Source organism: Shinella sp. AETb1-6 (assembly GCF_009826875.1).
Taxonomy (GTDB): Bacteria; Pseudomonadota; Alphaproteobacteria; order Rhizobiales; family Rhizobiaceae; genus Shinella; species Shinella sumterensis.
In genome coordinates, this window is the sequence record NZ_WUMM01000004.1 from 436,464 (window position 1) to 458,003 (window position 21,540).

Consider the following 21,540-nt stretch of genomic DNA (forward strand, 5'->3'; position numbering starts at 1 on the left):
CGCGCTGCGGATGGCAAAGCGCGCCGGGACGAAAATATCCCGACGCACTCAAGTTACCGGCTCAGTAGACCTTAAGGATCGGTCTGTCCACTGTCGTTTTTTACTGAAACGCCGTCTCGAAAAAGCTTCTCAGTTTGCGGGAATGCAGCTTTTCCGTCGGCATGCCGGCGAGTTTTTCCAGCGCGCGGATACCGATGCGCAGATGCTGGTTGACCTGGGTGCGATAGAAGGCCGTGGCCATGCCGGGCAGTTTCAGCTCGCCGTGCAGCGGTTTGTCGGAGACGCACAGAAGCGTGCCGTAAGGCACGCGGAAACGGAAGCCGTTGGCGGCAATGGTCGCCGATTCCATGTCGAGCGCGATGGCGCGGGACTGGGAGAGGCGCTTCACCGGCCCGCGCTGATCGCGCAGTTCCCAGTTCCGGTTGTCGATCGTCGCCACGGTGCCGGTGCGCATGATGCGCTTGAGGTCGTAACCCTCGAGGCCGGTGACCTCCTCCACGGCGCCTTCCAGCGCGACCTGGATTTCCGCCAGCGCCGGGATCGGCACCCAGACGGGCAGATCGTCGTCCAGCACGTGGTCCTCGCGCACATAGGCATGCGCCAGCACGTAGTCGCCCAGCGTCTGGCTGTTGCGCAGGCCCGCGCAATGGCCGAGCATCAGCCAGGCATGCGGGCGCAGCACCGCGATATGGTCGGTGATCGTCTTGGCATTGGAGGGGCCGACGCCGATATTGACCATGGTGATGCCGCCATGGCCCTTCTTCTTGATGTGATAGGCCGGCATCTGCGGCAGGCGGCCGGGGGTGATGTCCGGGTCCGGCCTGTCGGAGCCCGCGTAGGTGACGATGTTGCCGGGCTCGACGAAGGCCGTATAGCCGTTGCCGCCCTCGGCCATCTGCTGGCGCGCCCATTCGCAGAATTCGTCGATATAGAACTGGTAGTTCGTGAACAGCACGAAGTTCTGGAAATGCGTGGCGCTGGTCGCCGTGTAATGGCTGAGGCGCGCAAGCGAATAGTCGATGCGCTGCGCGGTAAAGGGCGCGAGCGGCGAGGGCTCGCCGGGGCCGGGCTCATAGGCGCCGTTGGCGATCTCGTCGTCGGTGTTGGAAAGGTCGGGCGCGTCGAAGAGATCGCGCAGCGGCAGCTCGATGCCCTCGGCCACGTTCGCCTCCACATGCGCGCCTTCTCCGAACGCGAAATGCAGCGGGATCGGCGTCGTCGATTCCGAGACGATGACACGCACGCCGTGATTGCGCATCAAAAGCCCGAGCTGTTCGATCAGATAGTGACGGAAGAGCTTCGGGCGGGTGATGGTGGTCGTGTAGACGCCGGGCGAGGCGACGTAGCCATAGGACAGGCGCGAATCGACATGGCCGAAGCTGGTGGTCTCGATGCTGACCTGCGGATAGCAGGCGCGAAAGCGCGTCTGCGGCGTGCCGATGTTGGCCAGCGAGGCAAAGGCGTCTGTCAGGAAGCTCGTATTGCGGTCGTAGAGCGCTTCGAGTGCATCGACGGCGGCCACCGGATCGTCGAAGGACCGGGCCTCATAGGGCGCGGGCGTGGCGTAGGAAAGCGGCTTGGGCGAGAAGATTCGTTTGCTCATGAATCACTATAGGTGTTGTCTTTTGACAAGCAAACGACAACTTCGGCGCGCCCGCAAGCCTTATCGCAAGCCCTATCGCGGGGCCGCGAGAATGACGCCGGCGCCTACGAGCGCCAGTGTCGCGCCGGCAAGGTCGAAGCGATCCGGCCGCATGCCTTCGGCAAGCCACAGCCAGAGCAGCGAGGCCGCTATATAGACGCCGCCATAGGCCGCATAGGCCCGGCCCGCAAACGCGCTGTCGACCTGCGTCAGCAGCCAGCCGAACAGGGCGAGGGAAATCATGCCGGGAACGAGCCAGAGAATGGACTTGTCCAGCCGCCACCAGGCCCAGAAGGCAAAGCAGCCGGCGATTTCGGCAAGTGCGGCGGCGGAAAACAGAAGAAGGGATTTCATCCGGGCTCCGGTGAGACTTGGCAGTCTCCCCGTTTACCACGGATCAGCCGGCTGGAAAGCCGCCTGGAAAGAATGGCGTCAGCTCATCGACTGGCGCTGGAGCGTGACGAAGAGAACGAGGCCGGCGCCCTGCTTCTCGATCCCGAGCCCGCCGGCATTGCTCCAGGCGAGACCGCCGACCGGCGCGATCATCATCGCCGAGAGGGCGAAGATGCGCAGAAGCGTCGCGGCGGTGTGGGTGAGGGCGGTCATCGGGTTCGTCTTTCGGTTTGCTATCAGATAGAGGCGCGGCACATCTGCGGTGCGGAGCACGCGACGAGCTTGCCGTTGGAATTGTGGGCGTTGCGGCGGTAGTCCGTCTCGACGGCAGCAGCGAGCATGATCGCGAAAATCGCCATCAGAAGCGTGATGATCGTGAGGCGGCGAGCGAGAATGTCCATTGTCTTGTCCCTGAAGCAGAATGTTGCTGTGGTGCCTTTGTCGCATTCCGGGACTGAACGCTCCCTGAGAGGCCGGTTCATCTCCCGTTCAGAAAAGGTGTGAATGCGCCTTGAAGGAGCCCCGGGCACCCTCTACGTCTGGCCCTCTACGTCCGGAACGACACCAAGGAGAGACCGAAATGACCGCGCCGATCGAAGTCTATTACTGGCCCACGCCGAATGGCTACAAAGTCACGATCATGCTGGAGGAGCTGGGTGTTCCCTATGACGTCAGCTATATCAATATCGGCAAGGGCGAGCAGTTCGCGCCTGATTTCCTGAAGATCGCGCCCAACAACCGCATGCCGGCGATCATCGATCCGGACGGACCCGGCGGCGCGCCGATTTCGATCTTCGAGTCCGGCGCGATCCTGCAATATCTCGGCCGCAAATACGGGCAGTTCTATCCGGCGGACGAGCGCCGGCGCGTCGACGTCGACCAGTGGCTGTTCTGGCAGATGGGCGGGCTTGGACCGATGGCGGGACAGGCGCATCATTTCCGCGATTACGCACCTGAGAAGATCGCCTACGGTATCGACCGCTATACCAACGAGGTGAACCGTCTCTACGGCGTGATGAACCGGCGGCTTGCCGATCGCGACTATCTGGCCGGCGATTATTCCATCGCCGATATGGCATGCGTCGGCTGGGTGCGCTCCTACGAAAAGCAGGGGCAGGATCTGAACGACTTTCCGCATCTCAAGCGGTGGTTCGAGACGGTGATGGCGCGGCCGGCCGTCGAGCGCGGCATCGCGGTCGGTCAGGAAGAGCGGGCCCGTCAGGCCAACCTTGCCGAGGACAAGGAAGCCCAGAAGATCCTGTTCGGCCAGCGCGCGCGATAATCGAGACGGCAAAGCCGGCGCTTGGCGCCGGCTTTTCGATTTTTTAGAGCCGTGTCCAGGTCTGTGACTTGCACAGAACCGCCAGCACGCAGCCCTTCATGCGCAGCGAGCTGCCACTCACCGTGCCGGAGCCGCTATAGGTCTTGTCCGTTTCCGGGTCGGTGATCGAGCCGCTGTAGTCGGTGCCGGCGCCCTTCATCTGGCCGATGCGCTTGCCGGCATGTTTTCCCGTCTTCAAGGTAATGCAGAAGCCGCCGCCGCATTTGGCGATCGCCGCGGTCGCGCCGCTTGCCGTCTTCCAGTTGCCTTCGATCGGCTCGGCGGCATTGGCGACGACGGGCATGGCGAAAAGGGCAGCAATGAGCAAGGTCCTCAGTTTCATTCTCTTCCTCCTCCAGAATGAGCGCGCAGAATATCTTACGCAAACGTAAAGGTAAATATGCGTGAAACGCGAATCCCGCGCGGTGGAAAAGGGGCGGAGCGACCGTAAAATCGTGGTCCGGAAATTTGCCGCCGTTCGCCGTGGTTAGCGAAGCGTTGAAATCGTCGTTTGAACAATCGGTAAATTTTGAAGCAAATCCGCCGGATTTCAGAGGGTCCGATGTTTAACGAAAATCCAATTTTACCAAGCGTTTGGATTTTGTTCGTCTCAAATTAAGCATGCCTTTTAAGCGCATTTTGAAGGCCCCGCGGCATAGTGGAGCCATAAGACGAGCACGGGATAACCGGCCGGCAAAACTCTCGGGGAAGACCAAGGCCGCGCAGACGGCAGGCGCCACGAGAGGCCCGAAAGGGCAGGTAAAACAGGACAAAAGAACAGAAAACCAGTCAGACAGGGACTATCGAAATGGCACGCTTTGATTTTCAGAACACCGAAACGGCCGCCATGACTGGCGGTGACAACCGCGCCGAAACCTTCTGCGACATGGGCCTGATGTATGCGACGGGTCGCGGTTGCGATATCGATGTCGTCCAGGCGCACAAATGGCTCAACATCGCCGCGATCAAGGGCTGCGACCGCGCCGCCGAACTGCGTGCCGATCTTGCCGCGACAATGACGAAGACCGACCTTGCGCTCGCGCTGCGCGCCGCCCGCGAGTGGATGACGCTGCATTGAGTGAATAGGCATTAGGCGATAGGCAGTAGGCATTAGCGATAGGCGATTGCGGCGAAGAAGAAACTTGAAAACCAAGCCGCCGTCGTAAAATCCTACTGCCTACTGCCTACTGCCTACTGCCTACTGCCTACTGCCTACTGCCTTCAGAACCAGCGGCAGGGCTTCCTCCAGCAGGGCCATGTCGCTCTCCGGTCCCGTGCTGATGCGGATGCATCGGTTGAGGGGCGCGATACCGGGCATGCGGATGAACACGCCATGCTCCATCAGGCCGTCGACGATGGCCTTGGCATGCACGCCGTCGCGACCGCAGTCGATGGTGACGAAATTCGTCGCCGACGGCAGCGGCGCAAGACCGTTCTCCTTGGCAATGGCGGTGATGCGTGCGCGCGACGCCGCGATACGGACGATCACATCCTTCAGATACGTCTGGTCCTCGAGGGCGGCGAGCGCCGCCGCGATCGACACCCGCGCCATGCCGAAATGGTGGCGGATCTTGTCGAAGGCCTGCGCATTGCCGAGCGTGCCGATGGCATAGCCGACGCGCGCGCCCGCCAGTCCGTAGGCTTTCGAGAAGGTGCGCATGCGCAGAATGTTCGGCTGGCCGATCAGCGCGGCAATGGACGGAATGGTTCCGGCCGGCGCCGTCTCGCCATAGGCCTCGTCCAGCACGAGCAGCGTCGTTTCCGGCAAAGCCTGCGCGAAGGCGACGATGCTGTCGGCATCCCACCAGCTGCCCATCGGGTTGTCGGGATTGGCGAGGTAGACGAGCGGGGCGTTTTCCCGCCGCACCGCGTCCAGCAGGCCGTCGAGGTGCTCCCGGTCGCCCGCATAGGGCACCGTGACGAGCCGGCCGCCGTAGCCGTTTACATGATAGTTGAACGTTGGATAGCCCCCGAGCGAGGTCACGACCGGCGTGCCCGGCTCCACGATCAGCCGTGCGATGTCGCCGAGCAGGCCGTCGATGCCACTGCCGATGGCGATGTTGTCGCGCGATATGCCGTGATGAAGGGCAAGCGCTTCGCGCAGCTCGAAATTCTCCGGATCGCTGTACATCCACGTCGCCGCCGCCGCCGCGCGCATCGCCTCGATGACGGAGGGGGCCGGGCCGAAGCCGCTTTCATTGGCGCCGATGCGGGCGCGCACCGCAAGGCCGCGGGTGCGTTCTATGGTTTCGGGGCCGACGAAGGGAACGGTGGAGGGCAGTGTCTGGGCAATGGCAGTGAAGCGGGAGAATGCGGACATGATAACGCCTGGGATCGGGAAGGGACATAGTGCCGGAATCGGTTTTGCAGGCACCCTAGCCAATAATCCCCGGTCGCGAAACGGTCAGGTGATGCGCGATCCCACGCCGCCTTTTTCGATGCCCACCATGTAGCGCCGCTCCGGCACTTTCGGCTTTGCCGCGCCGCCACCGGTGAAGTAGTCGGCGCGCACGATGGTGTGCAGCAGTTCCTCGTCAATTTCCTTGATGAACTGCACGCCGATGCGCTTGTCGGTGCGATAGACCTCCGCGCAGCCGATACGCGAAGCGACACCCACGACGGAGAGATAATAGTGCAGCGGCAGGCCGATCGTCGTGGTGACGCTGAAGCTCGCGCCGCCCTGCGAGATGTCGATCAACTGGCAGCTGCGCATTTTCGGCGCGCCCAGATCGAAGCCCACGGTCATCAGCATGCCCTGCCGGTTGACGGAGTAACGCTCCCACTTGCGTTCATAAAGGCCCGCGGCGGAACGCGGATCGGCGCCAATGCTCATTGCGATACTCCCGAGGAGGACGATCATGTCCGACACAGATGGGCAGTGTCGCAGCGGAGTATTTTGTTTCGCTGAAGCAAATTTTTAAAAGTTTAATCGACGCATTTTTCCGTGCGGCCGATCAGGCTTCCTGGAGGTCGGCCGGTCGCCCCAGCACCACCTTGAGGAAATCCGCATCGAGGAACATGTTGAAGCGCACCACCATCTCGTCGCCGTCGCGCTTGAACTCGGTGCAGGGAATGCCGTCACGGATGCCCTGGATTTCCAGATAGAAGTTTTCAGGCAGCGTCAGCGTCCGGTTGATGGAGAGCACCGCACCCGCGCTGGAAATGCTGCGGATCAGGCAGGTATAGCGCAGCGCCGTGCTGAGGTGGTGGCCGATCGGTGTGATGAAGCCGGGCCTGTCCAGCCTGTACTGGACGAAACTGCGCTTGGGCTGCCGTGGATGGGCCTGTTCGTGGAGATGTTCGAGAGGCATGAAGCCCTCCCGCTTCTGTTGCCGGACTGGGATTGTACCGAAACGGGATGGAGAAAGCGTAAAAGCGGCCGCCCGTATTCTAACGAGCGGCCGCAGAATTTGCGAAATGCCAGTTTGCGAAATGTCAGCCCGGCTTACTGGAAGGCCTGGAGGCCGGTCTGCGCGCGGCCGAGGATCAGCGCGTGAATGTCGTGCGTGCCCTCGTAGGTGTTGACGGCTTCCAGGTTCATGACGTGGCGGATGACGCCATACTCGTCCGAAACGCCGTTGCCGCCGTGCATGTCGCGGGAAACGCGCGCGATATCGAGCGCCTTGCCGCAATTGTTGCGCTTCATCAGCGAGATGAGCTCGGCAGGCGCGCGGTGTTCGTCGAACAGGCGGCCAAGCCGCAGCGCGCCCTGCAGGCCGAGCGCGATTTCGGTTTCCATGTCGGCGAGCTTCTTCTGGATGAGCTGCGTGGCGGCGAGCGGCTTGCCGAACTGCTTGCGGTCGAGCGTGTACTGGCGCGCGGCGTGCCAGCAGAATTCGGCAGCTCCCATCGCGCCCCAGGCGATGCCGTAGCGGGCGCGGTTGAGGCAGCCGAAGGGACCGGCGAGGCCCGCAACTTCCGGCAGCAGGTTTTCATCGGGAACGAAGACGTCCTGCATCATGATCATGCCGGTGACGGAGGCGCGCAGCGAGAACTTGCCCTCGATCTTCGGCGTCTCGAAGCCCTTCATGCCGCGTTCCAGCACGAAACCCTTGATCTTGTTGTCATGCGCGTCGGACTTGGCCCAGACGACGGCGACATCGGCGATCGGCGAATTGGTGATCCAGTTCTTCGCGCCCGAGATCAGGTAGCCGCCGTCGACCTTCTTCGCGCGGGTGATCATGGAGGAGGGGTCCGAACCGTGGTCCGGCTCCGTCAGGCCGAAACAGCCGACCCATTCGCCGGAAGCAAGCTTCGGCAGGTACTTCTTGCGGGTCTCTTCGGTGCCGTAGGCGAAGATCGGGTGCATGACGAGCGAGGACTGCACCGACATGGCCGAGCGATAGCCGGAATCGACGCGTTCCACCTCGCGTGCGACGAGGCCGTAGGACACGTAGTTGGCGCCGACGCCGCCATATTCCTCCGGCACGGTCGGGCCGAGCAGGCCGAGTTCGCCCATCTCGGTCATGATCTCGCGGTGGAAGATCTCGTGGCGGTTGGCTTCGGTCACGCGGCTGGCGAGCTTGTCCTGGCAATAGGCGCGCGCGGTGTCGCGGATCATGCGCTCCTCGTCCGTCAGCTGGTCCTCGAGCAGGAAGGGATCGGCCCAGTCGAAGGGCGCCATCTTGGCGCGCGCCTGCTCGGGGGTGGCGCTGTGGTGCTCGCTCATGGGGTTCCTCCTGTCGCGGATCTGTCGTGGCAGAAGTGCTACATCAGCTTGGCCAGGTTCGAAAGGCCGGGAACGAAATGCGGGGCTCCGCACTTTGGCTATTTATGAATGCCCTCATGAATCCACAGAATGAGCCTTCCCCGCTATTTCGCTGCCTGCGCCTTGATCCTGCCGCGCGCGCTGCGCACATTATCTGACAATGAGCAATTCCATGAAAGAGAGGCCGAGCATGCGGGACCGCTTCAAGCGATCGGTCGAGCGACTGTTACCGGACCAAACGCGGCTGAGCGACCTGTTCTGGCCGTTCCAGCCGACCACGGAACGCAAGACGCCGGCCGTACGCCGCCGGGCCGGCACGAATTCGCCGCTTGTCGAGACGAACGATTTCGGCAGCAATCCCGGTGGCCTGCGCATGTTCATGCATGTTCCCGCGGGGCTGCCGGCCGGGCGTCCGCTCGTGCTGGTGCTGCATGGTTGCCGGCAGGATGCCGAAAGCTACGATCGCGCCGCCGGCTGGGCATCGCTGGCCGACGAGCGTGGCTTTGCCGTCGTCTATGCCCAGCAGCGCGAGGCGAACAATCCGCGTCTGTGTTTCACCTGGTTCCGCCCGAGCGAGGTGACGCGCGACCGCGGCGAACTCATGTCGATCCGCCAGATCGTGAGCCATGCGGCCGGCCTTGCGGCAAGTGACCCGCAGCGCGTCTTCATAACGGGTCTTTCGGCCGGCGGCGCCATGACGGCAGCGATGCTGGCGAACTATCCGGACGTCTTTGCCGGCGGTGCGATCATCGCCGGCCTGCCATTCGGCGCCGCCCGCGATGCCACGCGCGCCTTCGATGCGATGGCGCAGGCCCCGGATCACACGCCCCGCGCCTGGGCCGATCTGGTACGCCTCGTTTCACCCCGAATGCCGCACAAGCCGGCAATCTCCGTCTGGCATGGCACCGCCGACGAGACCGTCGCGCTCTCCAACGGCCGCGCGCTGGTCGAGCAATGGCGCGACCTCTACCGCCTGCCCAAGGACGCCTTCGTGGAAAAGCGCCTGAAAGGCCGCCGCACCCGCATCTGGCCGGACAAGGACGGCAAGCCGCTCGTCACCTTCCACGAAATCGACGGCATGGGCCACGGCACGCCGGTCATGGCAGGCGAGGGCGGCGGCCACGCCGTCTCCAGGGAGCCGTTCATGCTGGACGCAGGGTTCTCCTCGACGCTGGAGATCGCGAAGGAATGGGGGCTGACGCGGAAGTGGAAGCGGTAGAGCTAGAGCTAGAGCTAGAGCTAGAGCTAGAGGCCAGCCTGTTCATGCGCCAATCACGCCCACCACTGCCGTGACGCGTACCACCCGGATATCGCCCGCAAACCTCTCCTTCGTCATCCTCGGGCTTGACCCGAGGATCCACACATCCGCACCGTCTCGCTTGTGGAATGGATCCTCGGGTCAAGCCCGAGGATGACGAAGGAAAGGACGGGGTTTACCGTGAGCCTACGAGCAAGCCGGTCGCTTGCCGAATGATATGCATGCCTACTTCAGCAGCCACTCATGCTCCCTCGCGTTGTGGAACTTCCAAACGCGCTTCGGCCCCGCCATCACATTGAGATAATAGAGGTCGTAGCCGTGGATGGTCGCGCAGGGGTGGTAACCCCTGGGCACCAGCGTCACGTCCCCATCCTCCACCGCCATGGCCTCGTCCAGCGAACGGTCGTCGGTATAGACGCGCTGGAAGGCGAAGCCCTGGGGCGGGTTGAGGCGGTGGTAATAGGTTTCTTCCAGCAGGCTTTCGTTGGGCAGGTCGTCCCGGTCGTGCTTGTGCGAGGGGTAGGACGAGGTGTTGCCATTCGGCGTGATGACTTCCACGACGAGCAGAGAATGGGCCGAATTGTCGTCTTCCGGCATGATGTTGTGCACATGCCTGATGTTCGAGCCCTTGCCGCGGTGCAGCTGCGGATGCGTGCCGGGCGGAATGGCTTTCGCCTTGTAATCGCCGCCGCCCGGGGCCGAGCAGACGGCAAGCTCCAGATCCGTCTCCGCCGTTACCGACCAGTTGGAGTTGGCGGGGATATAGAGCGCGTGCGGCGCGCCCTCGAAGGGGCTCATGCGCTCGCCGAGCACACCGAAATCCGCGCCGCCCGCCGTCGCCTTGCCCTTGCCGGAAACCCACACGAGGCAGACCTCGCGGCTTCCCGTTTCCGCAGCGACGATCTCGCCGGGCTTCATTCGGTGCAGGTCGAAGCCGACATAGGTCCAGCCGGCGCTTTCGGGCGTGACATGGCTGACGCGGCCGTGGGCGCCCTGGGGTTTGACGAGCAGGTTCGGCATGGGCTTGGTCCTTTCCTTCAGGCGGGCGGGTGAGGCTTATCCCTTGGGAAAGCCTTCCGTCTCGACAGTATAACCGGCGGCGGTCATGACGCGCATCAGTTCGGCATGGCCCACTTCGGCCATCTTCGCCGGCGGCGCCTTGCGCGGATCCTGCTCGGCTTCCACGACGAACCAGCCTTCATAGCCGTAATCCGCGAAACGCTTGACGATGGCGCCGAAATCGAGCGAGCCGTCGCCGGGAACGGTGAAGGCGCCGAGCGCCACCGCGTCGAGGAACGACTGCTTCGTGCGGTCCAGGCCGTCAACCACCGGGCGGCGGATATCCTTCACATGCACATGGTTGATGCGGGCATGATGGTTGTCGATGGCGCGCAGCACGTCGCCGCCGGCAAAGGCGAGGTGGCCGGCATCGAGCAACAGCGGAATGCCTTCGCCGGAATTCTTCATGAAGGCATCGAGTTCCGGCTCGGTCTCGATGACGGCGGCCATGTGGTGATGGTAGGAGAGCGGCATGCCCTGTTCGGCGCACCATTCGCCGAAGGCGGTGAGGCGGCGCGCGTAGGCCTTCATCTCGTCGTCGGAGAGGCGCGGCTTGGTGGCAAGCGGCCTGGAGCGGTCGCCCTGGATCGAGCGGCCGACTTCGCCATAGACGATGCAAGGCGCGTTGACGGCCTTGAACAGCGCGATCATCGGGGCGATGCGGTCCTTGTTGGCCGCAAGCTCCTCATCGACGAGCGTGCCGGAGAACCAGCCGCCGCACAGCGTCACGTCTGCGGCGCGCAGGATCGGCAGCATCTCCTCCGGGCTGCCCGGAAAGCGGCGGCCCTGTTCCATGCCCGTGAAGCCGGCCGTGCGCGACTGGCGCAGGCACTCTTCGAGGGAGACGTCGTCGCTCAGTTCCGGAAGGTCGTCGTTCCACCAGGCGATGGGCGACATGCCGAGTTTGGCTTTCATGCGGATCTCCTTGGCGGGAAGCGGGGCTTCCCCTGCATTGTTTGTCTATACCTCCCTCTCTTGCGTCATCCTCGGGCTTGACCCGAGGATCCATCTACACGCGCTGAGTTTGCCGCGTGGATCCTCGGGTCGAGCCCGAGGATGACGGAGAGGTTGGGTGTTCTGTCCTAACCGACGGTCTGGGCCGCGCGCGCCTTCACATAGGCCTCGCGCGCCTTGTTGACCTCGCTGCGCGGGCTGACCTCCGGCACCGCCACGTCCCACCAGTGGCCACCCTCCTCGGTGGTGATCAGCGGGTCGGTATCGATGACGATGACCGACGTGCGGTCGTTGCCCTTGCTCTGCTCGATGGCCGTTTCGAGATCGGCGATGGAGGATACCTTGACCGCGACCGCCCCCATGCTCTCGGCATGCGCGCGGAAGTCGATATCCGGCATGACCTCGATCATCGCGTCTTTCAGGAGATTGTTGAAGTTCGCGCTGCCGGTCGCCATCTGCAACCGATTGATGCAGCCGTAGCCGCGATTGTCGAGCACGATGATGGTGAGCTTCTGGCCGAGCATGATCGAGGTGGAAAGCTCGGAATTCATCATCATGTAGGAGCCGTCGCCGACCATGACGACGACATCCGCCTCCGGCCGCGCCAGCTTCACGCCGAGCGCGCCGGCAATCTCGTAGCCCATGCAGGAGAAGCCGTATTCCATGTGGTAGCCGCCGGGCTTCTTCGCCTGCCACAGCTTGTGCAACTCGCCCGGCAGGCCGCCGGCCGCGCAGACGAGAACCGAATTTTCGCCGCCGATCGCGCGCTGCACCGCGCCGATGACCTGCGCGTCCGAGGGCAGATCCGCATTGGTGGGCGCCGTCGCGTGGTTCGCCGCCGCCATCCATGCGTCCTTGCGGGCCTTGGCCGTCTGCGTGATGGCGGCAGGGGCCGACCAGCCGTCAAGCGCTTGCGACAGCAGCTTCAGCCCTTCGCGCGCGTCGGCGACGAGCGGCTGGCTGTCATGCTTGGCCGCATCGAAGGGCGCCGTGTTGAGGCCGACCATCGTCACGCCGCCGTTCTTGAACAGCGCCCACGAACCCGTCGTGAAGTCCTGCAGACGCGTGCCGACGGCGAGGATGACGTCGGCCTCCTCGGCAAAGGCGTTGGCGGCGGATGTGCCGGTCACGCCGACCGAGCCCATGCACAGCGGATGATCGTCCGCAATGGCCGACTTGCCGGCCTGCGTGACCGCCACCGGAATGCCATGCGTTTCCGCGAACGCCTGGAGTTCGGCGGTCGCCTGCGAATAGAGCACGCCGCCGCCCGCGATGATGAGCGGCTTTTGCGCCTTGCGCAGCGTTTCGATGGCGGCTGCCAGTTCGTCCGTGTCGGGCCGGGGGCGGCGGGTCGTCCAGACCTTCTCCTCGAACAGGCTGGCGGGATAATCGTAGGCCTCGGCCTGCACGTCCTGGCAGAGCGACAGCGTCACCGGGCCGCAATCGACCGGATCGGTCAGCACCTGCATGGCGCGCTTGAGCGCGGAGATGATCTGCTCGGGCCGCGTGATCCGGTCGAAGTAACGCGAGACGCAGCGGAACGCGTCATTCACCGAGACGGTGCCGTCGCCGAAATTCTCGATCTGCTGGAGAACAGGGTCGGGAATGCGGTTGGCGAAGATGTCGCCGGGCAGGAACAGCACGGGCAGGCGGTTGACATGCGCGACACCCGCCGCCGTCACCATGTTGAGCGCGCCCGGGCCGATCGAGGTCGTGCAGGCCATGAAGCGCTGGCGGAAAGCCGCCTTGGCGAAGGCGACGGCGGCATGCGCCATGCCCTGTTCGTTATGGGCGCGCAGCGTCGGCAGCTCGCCGCGCACCTGGTAGAGCGCTTCGCCCATGCCCGCGACGTTGCCATGGCCGAAAATGCCCCACACGCCCGCGAAGATCGGCACCTTCCTGCCGTCCACGACGGTCATCTGCGCCTTCAGGAAATGCGTGACGGCCTGCGCCATCGTCAGCCGGATCGTCTTTGCCATGGTCTTCCTCCCGTATGCTCTATTGCAGGCCGCGCGTGCGCAGCCAGGCGTCGGTCAGTTCGCGGAAGCGGCTGGCCATGTCCGTGATCGCCGTCTCGTCGTCGATCTTGCCGGCCATCCAGGCGCGGGCGGCGTCGACGAAGATCGTGCGGCCCACCGCAAAACCCTTGACCGAAGGCGCCACCGTCGTCGCCTCGAAGGCCTTCACCAGATCTTCCGTCGGCGCTTCCAGGCCGAGCAGCACGATGCCGCGGCAATACGCGTCGTTGCGCGCGATGACGGCTTCGATGTTCTGCCACACCGCGCTCGAGGCCTGCGGCTCCAGCTTCCACCAGTCGGGCTTGATGCCGAGATCGTAGAGCTCTTGAAGGGCCGTCGAGACCGTGTCGTCCTTCAGCGGGCCGTTCTTGCCGGCGATGATCTCGATCAGAAGCTCGCGACCGACGCGGCGGGCCGCTTCGAAAAGCGTGCGCAGTTTCTCCTGCTGCTCCTTCTTGAGGGTATCAGGGTCGTCGGGATGATAGAAGCACAGGCATTTGATGCAATGGTCGAGCGGCCATTCCACCAGCTGGGAGCCGATATCCTGGCTGAATTCGAAGCGCAGCGGCTTTGAACCCGGAAGCTCGACCGGGCGGCCGATCCAGGAGAAGCCCTTGGTCGCAGCGTCGAAAAAGGCGTCACGGCCGAAACGTTCGTCGATCAGCATGCCGTAGCCGGGACGGCCCTGCGAGACGCGGGCGGCAGCCTCGACGGTCAGCCGCTTGAACGCGGAAATCCTGTCATGCGGCACCTTCAACGCGTCAGCCACGTCGACGAGCTGCATGCGGTGGTCGCAGGCGAGCGCCATCAGCAGCGGAATGTCCGCCTGCTTGCGGTTCGTCGCCCAGTGGATGTGGTTGATCGCCTCGTCCTTGCGCAGGGCGCGATGCCTGCTGCCGTTCGTAAGAAAGAAGGACAGTTCCTCCCAGCTCGGATATTCCGGCGAACACAGAAGGCGCGACACGGCGAAGGCGCCGCAGGCATTGGCCCAGGTGGCGCAGGTCTTGTGATCCTCACCCGTCAGCCAGCCGCGCAGGAAGCCGGATAGGAAGGCATCGCCCGCGCCCAGCACATTATAGACCTCGATCGGGAAACCGTCGCCGACGACGCCGTCTTCCAGGTCGTCGGAGATCGGGCCGTCATAGACGATGCAGCCCATGGCGCCGCGCTTCAGCACGATGGTCGCTGGCGAAACGGCGCGGATCGCCTTGAGCGACGAGAGCACGTCGTCGGCGCCCGAGGCGATCATGATCTCCTCTTCCGTACCGACGATCAGGTCGCAGTCCGGCAGGACGGATTTCAGGATCGCCGAGACGCGGTCGGACTTCACATAGCGCTCGAAACCCTCGGCATGGCCGGCAAGCCCCCAGAGGTTCGGGCGGTAATCGATATCGAAGATGACCTTGCCGCCGCTTTCCTTGGCGATACGGATCGCCTTGCGCTGCGCGGCTTCCGTATTGGGGCGCGAAAAGTGCGTGCCGGAGACCAGCACGGCGCGCGAGGAGCGCACGAAGGCCTCGTCCACGTCGCCTTCGTCGAGCGCCATGTCGGCGCAATCGGTGCGCACGAAGATCATCGGCGAGACGCCCTCGGCTTCGATGGCGAGCAGCACGAGCGCGGTCAGCCGGTCCTTGTCCGTCCTGATGCCCTCGACATTCACGCCCTCGCGCGCGGATTGCTCACGGATGAAGCGGCCCATCTGCTCGTCGCCGACGCGGGTGATCAGCGCCGATTTGAGGCCAAGGCGGGCGGTGCCGATCGCGATATTGGCCGGGCAGCCGCCAACGGACTTGGCGAAGGAGGCGGTGTCCTCCAGCCGCGTGCCGAGTTGCTGGCCGTAGAGATCGACCGACGAACGGCCGATCGTGATCACGTCGAGCGACTTCGCCGGGCTTTCGCGGCGATCAGTGTTGGGCATGTCTTCCTCCCGGTCTCGCGGCGCCTTCGGGAAGGCGATGCGGCATTCTCGGAAAATGAAACATGAATTCTATTATTATGTCAATTCGGAATATTCATTCCATTTTCATTCCGAGGCATTCCGCTTCGATTTCCGCTTGAGGCTGCGCCGGCGTTCGGCGATTGCCACAGGCAGCGCCATCGCAAGCGCCATGGAGGCGGAAAGCGAGCGAAAGCCGGCATAATCGGCCTCGGAGACTTCGAACCAGTGGGTGGCTGCGGCGGCAAGCGGGGAGAACACCGAGTCGGTGATCGCGATGATCGGCACGCCGCGGCCTGCCAGTTCCTGCGCCTGCGCCAGGCTTTCGGCGGCGTAGGGGGAAAAGCTCGCCGCGATGACGGCGTCCTTGCCGGTGGCGAACAGCGCCATCTCCGCATCGATGCCGTTGGGCGAGGCGATGATCTGGTGGCGGATGCCGAGCTTGCCGAAGGCATAGGCGATATGCGCCGTCAGCGGATAGGACCGGCGCTTGGCGACGAGGTAGATCGTTTCCGCCCGCGCCAGCACATCCACCGATTTCGTGAACGTCTCGCCGTCGACCGTGCTGGCAAGCCGCGCCACCGACTGGCTTGCCGCGTTCAGGAAGCCGGAAAGCAGTTCGGCATCGCTGCCGGCCGTCGCACCGGCCTCCAGCGACAGCAGCCGCTCCTCATAGGAGAGCGTGCGGTCGCGCAGCCGGGCGCGGAAGACGTTCTGGAGGTCGGAAAAGCCCTCGTAGCCGAGATGGTGGGCGAGGCGCACCAGCGTCGAGGGCTGCACGTCCGCTGCCGTCGCGATGCTCGCTGCGGTGCCGAAGGCCATGTCGTCGGGGTTGGACAGCGCATAGGCGGCCACCTGCGCCAGCCGCTTGGGCATGGTCTCCTTGCGCTCGATGATGACGCTGCGCAGGCTTTCGAAATCGCGGGGTACGCGCGTCTGGGCCGCTTCGCTGCTGTTCATGCATTCATTCTCCTCAAGTGGCGCTTCGCGTCGAATGGAATGAATATTCCATTATCAAAGAAAAGGAAGTTTTCATTCCAAATCTTTCCGTCTATGAATGACACGAGCGCGCCCGTCCTGCGAAATATAGCAATTCCGGCGCGCGAGCGTAGCGGAATTCAGCGGATGGAGGAGACGTCATGAAGGCTCTTGGCATTGGATTGATCGGCACGGGTTATATGGGCAAGTGCCACGCACTCGCCTGGAACAATGTCAGCACGGTCTTCGGCGACGTCGAGCGCCCGCGCCTCGTGCATCTCGCCGAAGCCAACGGCGAACTGGCCGTCGCGCGTGCGAAGGAGTTCGGCTTTGCGAAAGCCACCGCGAACTGGCGCGATCTGCTGGCCGATCCCGAGGTCGATGTGATTTCCGTCACCACGCCCAACCAGTTCCACGCCGAAATGGCGATCGCCGCACTCGAAGCGGGAAAACACGTCTGGTGCGAAAAGCCGATGGCGACGGACCTCGGCGATGCCGAGCGCATGCTGGCCGCCCAGCGCGCGTCCGGCAAGGTTGCCGTGATGGGCTACAACTACATCCAGAACCCGGTCATGCGCCACATCCGCTCGCTGATCGACGAGGGCGCGATCGGCACCGTCAATCACGTCCGCATCGAAATGGATGAGGATTTCATGGCCGATCCCCAGGCGCTGTTCTACTGGAAGAGCGAGGCATCCTCGGGCTACGGCGCGCTCGATGATTTTGCCGTGCATCCGCTGTCGCTGCTGTGGAGCCTGTTCGGCCATGTCGAGGCGGTCATCGCCGCGCTTGCAAAACCCTATGCCGACCGCCCCACGAAGGAGGGCGGCCGCCGCGCCGTCGAAAACCACGATATCGCCAGCGTTCTGATGCGCCTTCCCGGCGGCATTTCCGGCGTGCTGATGGCGAACCGCTCCGCCTGGGGCCGCAAGGGCCGCATCGCCCTCCAGATCTACGGTTCGACAGGTTCGATCCTCTACGATCAGGAGCGCATGAACGAGTTCCAGCTCTACAAGACCGACGGTCGCGCCACCGAGCAGGGCTTTTCCACAATCCTGACGGCGCCCCATCACAAGCCCTATGACCGGTTCGTTCCCGCACCCGGCCACGGCCTCGGCTTCAATGACCTCAAGGTCATCGAATGCCGCGAACTGATGGCCGCCATTGCCGGAAAGCCCTCCCGCGCCATCGATTTCGTCGATGGCCTGCGCATCGAGAAGTCCGTGCATGCCATGGCCCGCTCCCATCGGGAGCAGCGCTGGGTGGAGGTCGATGCCGGGTGATTCCGCCGGCCGGGATAAAATTTCCGGATGCCCGCACATTGAAACAGGCATGCCCATACGTAATAGTGGCGGCAATAATGCCGGAGGTAAGGGCATGTTAAGACGCGTACAAAAACACTGGGCGCCGGTATTCCTCGTGTCCGTCGCCATCGTGGTGTTCAATGCGGGCGCCGCGGAGGCGAAACGCGTTGCGCTGTTGATCGGCAATCAGAAATACGAAGAGACCGCCCAGCTCAACAATCCTGCGAACGATGTGGAGCTGATGCGCGCCTCGTTCCAGAATGCCGGCTTCGATTCCGTCAAGACGGTGTTCGATCTCGACCGCTCCGCCATGGTCAAGGCGCTGCGTGAGTTCGAGGACGAATCGGCCGATGCGGAAATGGCGGTGGTCTATTATTCCGGCCACGCCATGGAAATGAACGGGGTCAATTACCTGATTCCCGTCGATGCGGCGTTGAAGAGCGACCGGGACGTCGAGGACGAAAGCGTGGCCATCGATCGCGTGCAGCGGTCTTTGGAAGGCGCCAAGAAGCTGAAGCTCTTCATTCTCGATGCCTGCCGCAACAATCCGTTCTCCGCGCAGATGACGCGCTCGATCGGCACGCGTGCCGTATCCCGCGGCCTTGCCCGCGTCGAGCCCGAATCGGCCGATACGCTGATCGCCTTCGCCTCGAAGGCCGGTACGGTGGCGCTGGACGGGGAGGGCAAGAATAGCCCGTTCGCCACGGCCCTTGCCAAATATCTGACGGAGCCGGGCCTGGATGTGCGCATCGCGCTCGGCAAGGTGCGCGACGAGGTGGTGCAGGCCACCAATCGCGAGCAGGAGCCCTTCGTCTACGGTTCGCTCGGCGGCGCGCAGATCTTCCTGAACATCAAGGAAGTGAACATCAACATCACCAACAGCGGCAACACGCAGGAGGTCTCGCCGAACGGCCAGTCCGAGGCGGCGGCCGACTGGCAGAACATCCGCGACCTCGCCGACGAGGAACTGCTGGGCATATTCATCGAGAAGCACGGCAAGGACCCGGTCTACCGCATGCTGGCGGAAAAGAAGCTCGCCAGCCTCAAGGAAGCGACCGAGACGGAAGGGCAGGATGCGGCCGGCATCGCCTGGGAAGCGCTCAAGGGCTCGACCGATGCGGCCGCCCTCCAGCGCTTCATCGAGCGTTATCCCGACAGCCAGCACCGCAGCGACGCCGAACAGCTGATCGCCGCGCTGGAACCGAAAAAGGGGCTGAGCGTCAATGTCGCCGGCAAGGAAACGCCGGCCTCGCGCGATTGCTTCCTGCTGGCCGGCGAGCCGCAGTCGCTGCCCGGCTTCATGGGCGTCAATTTCCTGAAGATCGATGCCAAGCGGGCGCTCACCGCTTGCGCCCAGGCCGTCAACGAGAACCCGTCCGACGGCATGCTCGTGAACCTGCTCGGCCGCGCGCATGACGCCGATCGCAACTATATCGAGGCGCGCCGCAACTACGAGAAGGCGATCGAACTCGGCAACATGTATGGCCTCACCAACCTGGCCTGGTTCTCGATCTACGGGACGGATGGCCCCGTCGACGTGCCGAAGGGCCTGTCGATGTTCGAGAAGGCCGCGATTGCCGGAAATTCCTACGCGCAGGCCTCGCTCGGCTGGCTTTACCGCGAAGGCTACGGCGGCACGCGTCAGGATTATAACGAAGCGGTGAAGTGGTATCAGCAGTCGGCCAACCAGGGTTACGCCAATGCCATGGCGACGATGGGCTGGTTCTATCGCGAGGGCCTCGGCGTCTCGCAGGACTACGTCCAGTCGCTTTCCTGGTATCGCAAGGCTGCCGATGCGGGCGATGCCAATGCCATGTCGTCGCTCGGCTGGGCCTATCAGAACGGCCTCGGCACCGCGCAGAACTATGCCGAAGCCAAGGTCTGGTACGAGAAGGCCGCCAATATGGGCGATGCCTACTCCATGGCGTCGCTTGCCTGGCTCTACGATGTCGGCAACGGCGTGAAGCAGGACTATGTGGAAGCCCGCTACTGGTATGAGAAGGCCGCCAATGCCGGCAGCGCCTATGCCATGGGCAACCTGTCGCGCCTTTACGATCAGGGTCTCGGCACGCCCGCCGATGCGAAGGAGGCCGTTCGCTGGGCGGCGGCCGCCGTGGAGAGCGGCGATGCCAACAAGCTGAAGGAACTGAAGGAAACCCCCGGCAACTTCACCGTCGCCTTCCGCACGGAGCTGCAGAACCTGCTGCGCGAACGCGGCTACTACAGCGGTTCGGCCGATGGCGAATTCGGCCCGGCGACGATCGCTGCCATCGACGGGCTTGCGACCGGCCGCACGAGCAGCGCGTCGGCCTCCACAAGCGGCACGTCGACGATCACCGCCGGCCAGTCCACGACGGTGCTCTCCGGCTCGGATGCGGACCAGTGTTACGAACTGGCCGGCGAGCCGAACCTGCGTCCCGGCTTCCTGGGCAAGCTCTTCACGCAGATCGATTACGGTCGTGCGATCCCGGTCTGCGAGGCGGCGCTCAACGCCAATCCGTCCGACAACGGCATTCGCAACATGCTGGGCCGTGCGCACGATGCGGCGCGCAACTACAGCCAGGCCCGCGAATATTACCAGAAGGCGGCGGACGAGGGGAACCTCTACGCCCTGACCAACCTGGCCTGGTATTCGATCTACGGCACGGATGGCCAGGTCGACATGGCCAAGGGCATCCGCATGTTCGAGCAGGGTGCCAATGCCGGCAATCCCTATGCGCAGGCCTCGCTCGGCTGGCTCTACCGCGAGGGCTACAACGGCACGCGCAAGGACTATGACGAGGCCATCAAGTGGTATCGCAAGTCCGCCGAACAGGGCTACGCCAACGGCCAGGCCACCATGGGCTGGTTCTACCGCGAAGGTCTCGGCACGGCGCGTGACCTGACCCTTTCGCTCGAATGGTACAAGAAGGGCGCGGAAGGCGGCGATATCAACGCCATGTCCTCCGTCGGCTATGCCTATCAGTCCGGCCTCGGCGTGCCCGTCGATTATGCCGAAGCCCGCAAGTGGTATGAGAAGGCGGCAGCGCTCAACGACTACTATTCCATGGCCTCGCTGGGCTGGCTTTACGACGCCGGCAACGGCGTGAAGCAGGATTATGCCCAGGCCATCAGCTGGTATGAAAAGGCGGCCAACGGCGGCAATACCTATGCGATGGGCAACCTGTCGCGCCTCTACGACTACGGTCTCGGCACCCGGGCCGATGCCAAGGAGGCGGCCCGCTGGGCGGCCGCCAGCGTCGAGGGCGGCGATCAGGGCAAGCTTTCGGAACTCAAGGGCTCGCCATCCAACTTCACGCCGCAGTTCCGCAAGGCGTTCCAGCAGATCCTGAAGGACCGCGGCTATTACAACGGTCCGATCGACGGCGATTTCGGCGCATCGACCCAGAACGCCATCGACCGCCTCGCGGCCCGCGCCTGACATAAGGCCGTTCGAAGAAAGAGAGCCGCCGGAAACGATCGTTTCCGGCGGTTTTGTTTGAGCACGTCGCAAGGCGCTGCTCGGACACGGGATGCCGCTGCGTCAGATCCAGATATCGTTTTCGGCCGTTCGCTCACCGCCGGCGTGGCCCGTGTTCAGCACGCCACGCGGCTCGATCAGCAGGAGATGGACTTCTTTCTCCGCGAAGGGCTTGTGTTCTACGCCCTTCGGCACGACGAACATCTCGTCCGGCCCGATCGTCACGGCGCCATCGCGAAAATCGATCCGCAATTCGCCGCGGAGGACGATGAAGGTTTCATCCGTCTCCGGATGGTCGTGCCAGATGAAATCGCCCTCGATGCGGGCGAGCTTGAACTGGTCGTCGTTCATCTCGGCGACGACGCGCGGCTGCCACAAATCGTTGATCCCGGACAGCTTTTCCGAAAATCGGATGGGTTGGTACGTGCTGGCCATTCTGCCGCTCTCCTTTGTTGAGCGCGAAGAAATAGGCCTGTGCAATCGCCCGTTCTTGAACGTTCGTGCAGGCG

Annotated in this window: 20 protein-coding genes; 5 read left to right on the top strand and 15 right to left on the bottom strand. The window is 63.7% G+C overall.

What is annotated here, in order from left to right; translation table 11 throughout:
- Positions 1-100 precede the first annotated feature (100 nt).
- The 4 genes from GR158_RS09860 to GR158_RS25115 all read right to left on the bottom strand — a co-directional run bounded on the left by GR158_RS09860 (position 101) and on the right by GR158_RS25115 (position 2,436).
- On the bottom strand, positions 101-1,603 hold the full coding sequence (locus tag GR158_RS09860; RefSeq protein WP_160870925.1) for an AMP nucleosidase: 1,503 nt from the start codon (positions 1,601-1,603) through the stop codon (positions 101-103).
- A gap of 72 nt (positions 1,604-1,675) precedes the next feature.
- Positions 1,676-1,996: a YnfA family protein gene (locus GR158_RS09865; RefSeq protein WP_134647482.1), complete on the bottom strand. Its 321-nt coding sequence runs from the start codon at positions 1,994-1,996 to the stop codon at positions 1,676-1,678.
- A 78-nt stretch (positions 1,997-2,074) separates the two neighbouring features.
- A complete protein-coding gene (locus GR158_RS25110; RefSeq protein WP_167718877.1) occupies positions 2,075-2,248 on the bottom strand; it encodes a hypothetical protein in 174 nt (57 codons plus the stop codon).
- Positions 2,249-2,271: 23 nt separating this feature from the next.
- Entirely contained in the window at positions 2,272-2,436 is a 165-nt protein-coding gene (locus tag GR158_RS25115; RefSeq protein WP_167718835.1) for a hypothetical protein, read from the bottom strand.
- A gap of 179 nt (positions 2,437-2,615) precedes the next feature.
- On the opposite strand from GR158_RS25115, the gene GR158_RS09870 reads away from it, so the two are divergent.
- Positions 2,616-3,317 (top strand): glutathione binding-like protein, encoded by a 702-nt coding sequence (locus GR158_RS09870; protein ID WP_160870926.1) that lies wholly within the window; start codon positions 2,616-2,618, stop codon positions 3,315-3,317.
- A 43-nt stretch (positions 3,318-3,360) separates the two neighbouring features.
- Here the strand turns inward: GR158_RS09870 and GR158_RS09875 are convergent, their stop codons facing one another.
- Positions 3,361-3,699: a DUF2147 domain-containing protein gene (locus tag GR158_RS09875; protein WP_160870927.1), complete on the bottom strand. Its 339-nt coding sequence runs from the start codon at positions 3,697-3,699 to the stop codon at positions 3,361-3,363.
- 465 nt (positions 3,700-4,164) lie between these two features.
- Here GR158_RS09875 and GR158_RS09880 point away from each other — a divergent pair, with 465 nt between their 5' ends.
- The gene (locus GR158_RS09880) at positions 4,165-4,434 is read left to right on the top strand and encodes a sel1 repeat family protein (RefSeq protein WP_134647476.1); all 270 of its coding nucleotides are present in this window, start codon (positions 4,165-4,167) and stop codon (positions 4,432-4,434) included.
- A 120-nt stretch (positions 4,435-4,554) separates the two neighbouring features.
- On the opposite strand, the gene GR158_RS09885 is transcribed toward GR158_RS09880, so the two are convergent.
- From GR158_RS09885 to GR158_RS09900, 4 genes are all read right to left on the bottom strand, one after another.
- A complete protein-coding gene (locus GR158_RS09885; RefSeq protein WP_160870928.1) occupies positions 4,555-5,676 on the bottom strand; it encodes a pyridoxal phosphate-dependent aminotransferase in 1,122 nt (373 codons plus the stop codon).
- Positions 5,677-5,760: 84 nt separating this feature from the next.
- Positions 5,761-6,189, bottom strand: a complete 429-nt coding sequence (locus GR158_RS09890; RefSeq protein WP_246665597.1) for a PilZ domain-containing protein — start codon at positions 6,187-6,189, stop codon at positions 5,761-5,763.
- Positions 6,190-6,310: 121 nt separating this feature from the next.
- Positions 6,311-6,667 carry a hypothetical protein gene (locus GR158_RS09895; RefSeq protein WP_160870929.1) on the bottom strand — a complete coding sequence of 119 codons (357 nt, stop codon included), beginning with the start codon at positions 6,665-6,667 and terminating at the stop codon, positions 6,311-6,313.
- 134 nt (positions 6,668-6,801) lie between these two features.
- The gene (locus GR158_RS09900) at positions 6,802-8,025 is read right to left on the bottom strand and encodes an acyl-CoA dehydrogenase (RefSeq protein ID WP_160870930.1); all 1,224 of its coding nucleotides are present in this window, start codon (positions 8,023-8,025) and stop codon (positions 6,802-6,804) included.
- A 229-nt stretch (positions 8,026-8,254) separates the two neighbouring features.
- Here GR158_RS09900 and GR158_RS09905 point away from each other — a divergent pair, with 229 nt between their 5' ends.
- Entirely contained in the window at positions 8,255-9,283 is a 1,029-nt protein-coding gene (locus GR158_RS09905) for a PHB depolymerase family esterase (protein WP_210253299.1), read from the top strand.
- A 264-nt stretch (positions 9,284-9,547) separates the two neighbouring features.
- On the opposite strand, the gene iolB is transcribed toward GR158_RS09905, so the two are convergent.
- From iolB to GR158_RS09930, 5 genes are all read right to left on the bottom strand, one after another.
- Positions 9,548-10,342 (bottom strand): 5-deoxy-glucuronate isomerase, encoded by a 795-nt coding sequence (iolB, locus tag GR158_RS09910; protein WP_160870932.1) that lies wholly within the window; start codon positions 10,340-10,342, stop codon positions 9,548-9,550.
- Between the two features lie 36 nt (positions 10,343-10,378).
- Complete coding sequence (gene iolE, locus GR158_RS09915) at positions 10,379-11,296, bottom strand: myo-inosose-2 dehydratase (protein WP_160870933.1); 918 nt, start codon at positions 11,294-11,296, stop codon at positions 10,379-10,381.
- A gap of 167 nt (positions 11,297-11,463) precedes the next feature.
- Positions 11,464-13,314: a 3D-(3,5/4)-trihydroxycyclohexane-1,2-dione acylhydrolase (decyclizing) gene (gene iolD / locus GR158_RS09920; protein WP_160870934.1), complete on the bottom strand. Its 1,851-nt coding sequence runs from the start codon at positions 13,312-13,314 to the stop codon at positions 11,464-11,466.
- A 19-nt stretch (positions 13,315-13,333) separates the two neighbouring features.
- Entirely contained in the window at positions 13,334-15,271 is a 1,938-nt protein-coding gene (gene iolC, locus GR158_RS09925) for a 5-dehydro-2-deoxygluconokinase (protein ID WP_160870935.1), read from the bottom strand.
- 105 nt (positions 15,272-15,376) lie between these two features.
- Positions 15,377-16,249: a MurR/RpiR family transcriptional regulator gene (locus GR158_RS09930; RefSeq protein ID WP_160870936.1), complete on the bottom strand. Its 873-nt coding sequence runs from the start codon at positions 16,247-16,249 to the stop codon at positions 15,377-15,379.
- 179 nt (positions 16,250-16,428) lie between these two features.
- On the opposite strand from GR158_RS09930, the gene GR158_RS09935 reads away from it, so the two are divergent.
- Together GR158_RS09935 and GR158_RS09940 are read left to right on the top strand one after the other, a co-directional pair.
- Complete coding sequence (locus tag GR158_RS09935) at positions 16,429-17,550, top strand: Gfo/Idh/MocA family protein (protein ID WP_160870937.1); 1,122 nt, start codon at positions 16,429-16,431, stop codon at positions 17,548-17,550.
- Positions 17,551-17,644: 94 nt separating this feature from the next.
- A complete protein-coding gene (locus GR158_RS09940; RefSeq protein WP_160870938.1) occupies positions 17,645-20,992 on the top strand; it encodes a caspase family protein in 3,348 nt (1,115 codons plus the stop codon).
- 102 nt (positions 20,993-21,094) lie between these two features.
- Here GR158_RS09940 and GR158_RS09945 read toward each other — a convergent pair whose 3' ends face one another.
- Complete coding sequence (locus GR158_RS09945) at positions 21,095-21,466, bottom strand: cupin domain-containing protein (RefSeq protein ID WP_160870939.1); 372 nt, start codon at positions 21,464-21,466, stop codon at positions 21,095-21,097.
- Between the last annotated feature and the right edge of the window lie 74 nt (positions 21,467-21,540).

Excerpts from the sequence above, each read along its gene's own strand:
- iolB (WP_160870932.1), bottom strand. The coding sequence starts at position 10,342 with ATGCCGAACCTGCTCGTCAAACCCCAGGGCGCCCACGGCCGCGTCAGC.
- GR158_RS09935 (WP_160870937.1), top strand. The coding sequence starts at position 16,429 with ATGAAGGCTCTTGGCATTGGATTGATCGGCACGGGTTATATGGGCAAG.
- iolE (WP_160870933.1), bottom strand. The coding sequence starts at position 11,296 with ATGAAAGCCAAACTCGGCATGTCGCCCATCGCCTGGTGGAACGACGAC.
- GR158_RS09905 (WP_210253299.1), top strand. The coding sequence starts at position 8,255 with ATGCGGGACCGCTTCAAGCGATCGGTCGAGCGACTGTTACCGGACCAA.
- GR158_RS25110 (WP_167718877.1), bottom strand. The coding sequence starts at position 2,248 with ATGACCGCCCTCACCCACACCGCCGCGACGCTTCTGCGCATCTTCGCC.
- GR158_RS09870 (WP_160870926.1), top strand. The coding sequence starts at position 2,616 with ATGACCGCGCCGATCGAAGTCTATTACTGGCCCACGCCGAATGGCTAC.
- GR158_RS25115 (WP_167718835.1), bottom strand. The coding sequence starts at position 2,436 with ATGGACATTCTCGCTCGCCGCCTCACGATCATCACGCTTCTGATGGCG.
- iolD (WP_160870934.1), bottom strand. The coding sequence starts at position 13,314 with ATGGCAAAGACGATCCGGCTGACGATGGCGCAGGCCGTCACGCATTTC.
- GR158_RS09945 (WP_160870939.1), bottom strand. The coding sequence starts at position 21,466 with ATGGCCAGCACGTACCAACCCATCCGATTTTCGGAAAAGCTGTCCGGG.
- GR158_RS09865 (WP_134647482.1), bottom strand. The coding sequence starts at position 1,996 with ATGAAATCCCTTCTTCTGTTTTCCGCCGCCGCACTTGCCGAAATCGCC.
- GR158_RS09885 (WP_160870928.1), bottom strand. The coding sequence starts at position 5,676 with ATGTCCGCATTCTCCCGCTTCACTGCCATTGCCCAGACACTGCCCTCC.
- GR158_RS09900 (WP_160870930.1), bottom strand. The coding sequence starts at position 8,025 with ATGAGCGAGCACCACAGCGCCACCCCCGAGCAGGCGCGCGCCAAGATG.
- GR158_RS09880 (WP_134647476.1), top strand. The coding sequence starts at position 4,165 with ATGGCACGCTTTGATTTTCAGAACACCGAAACGGCCGCCATGACTGGC.
- GR158_RS09875 (WP_160870927.1), bottom strand. The coding sequence starts at position 3,699 with ATGAAACTGAGGACCTTGCTCATTGCTGCCCTTTTCGCCATGCCCGTC.
- GR158_RS09895 (WP_160870929.1), bottom strand. The coding sequence starts at position 6,667 with ATGCCTCTCGAACATCTCCACGAACAGGCCCATCCACGGCAGCCCAAG.
- GR158_RS09890 (WP_246665597.1), bottom strand. The coding sequence starts at position 6,189 with ATGAGCATTGGCGCCGATCCGCGTTCCGCCGCGGGCCTTTATGAACGC.
- iolC (WP_160870935.1), bottom strand. The coding sequence starts at position 15,271 with ATGCCCAACACTGATCGCCGCGAAAGCCCGGCGAAGTCGCTCGACGTG.
- GR158_RS09930 (WP_160870936.1), bottom strand. The coding sequence starts at position 16,249 with ATGAACAGCAGCGAAGCGGCCCAGACGCGCGTACCCCGCGATTTCGAA.
- GR158_RS09940 (WP_160870938.1), top strand. The coding sequence starts at position 17,645 with ATGTTAAGACGCGTACAAAAACACTGGGCGCCGGTATTCCTCGTGTCC.
- GR158_RS09860 (WP_160870925.1), bottom strand. The coding sequence starts at position 1,603 with ATGAGCAAACGAATCTTCTCGCCCAAGCCGCTTTCCTACGCCACGCCC.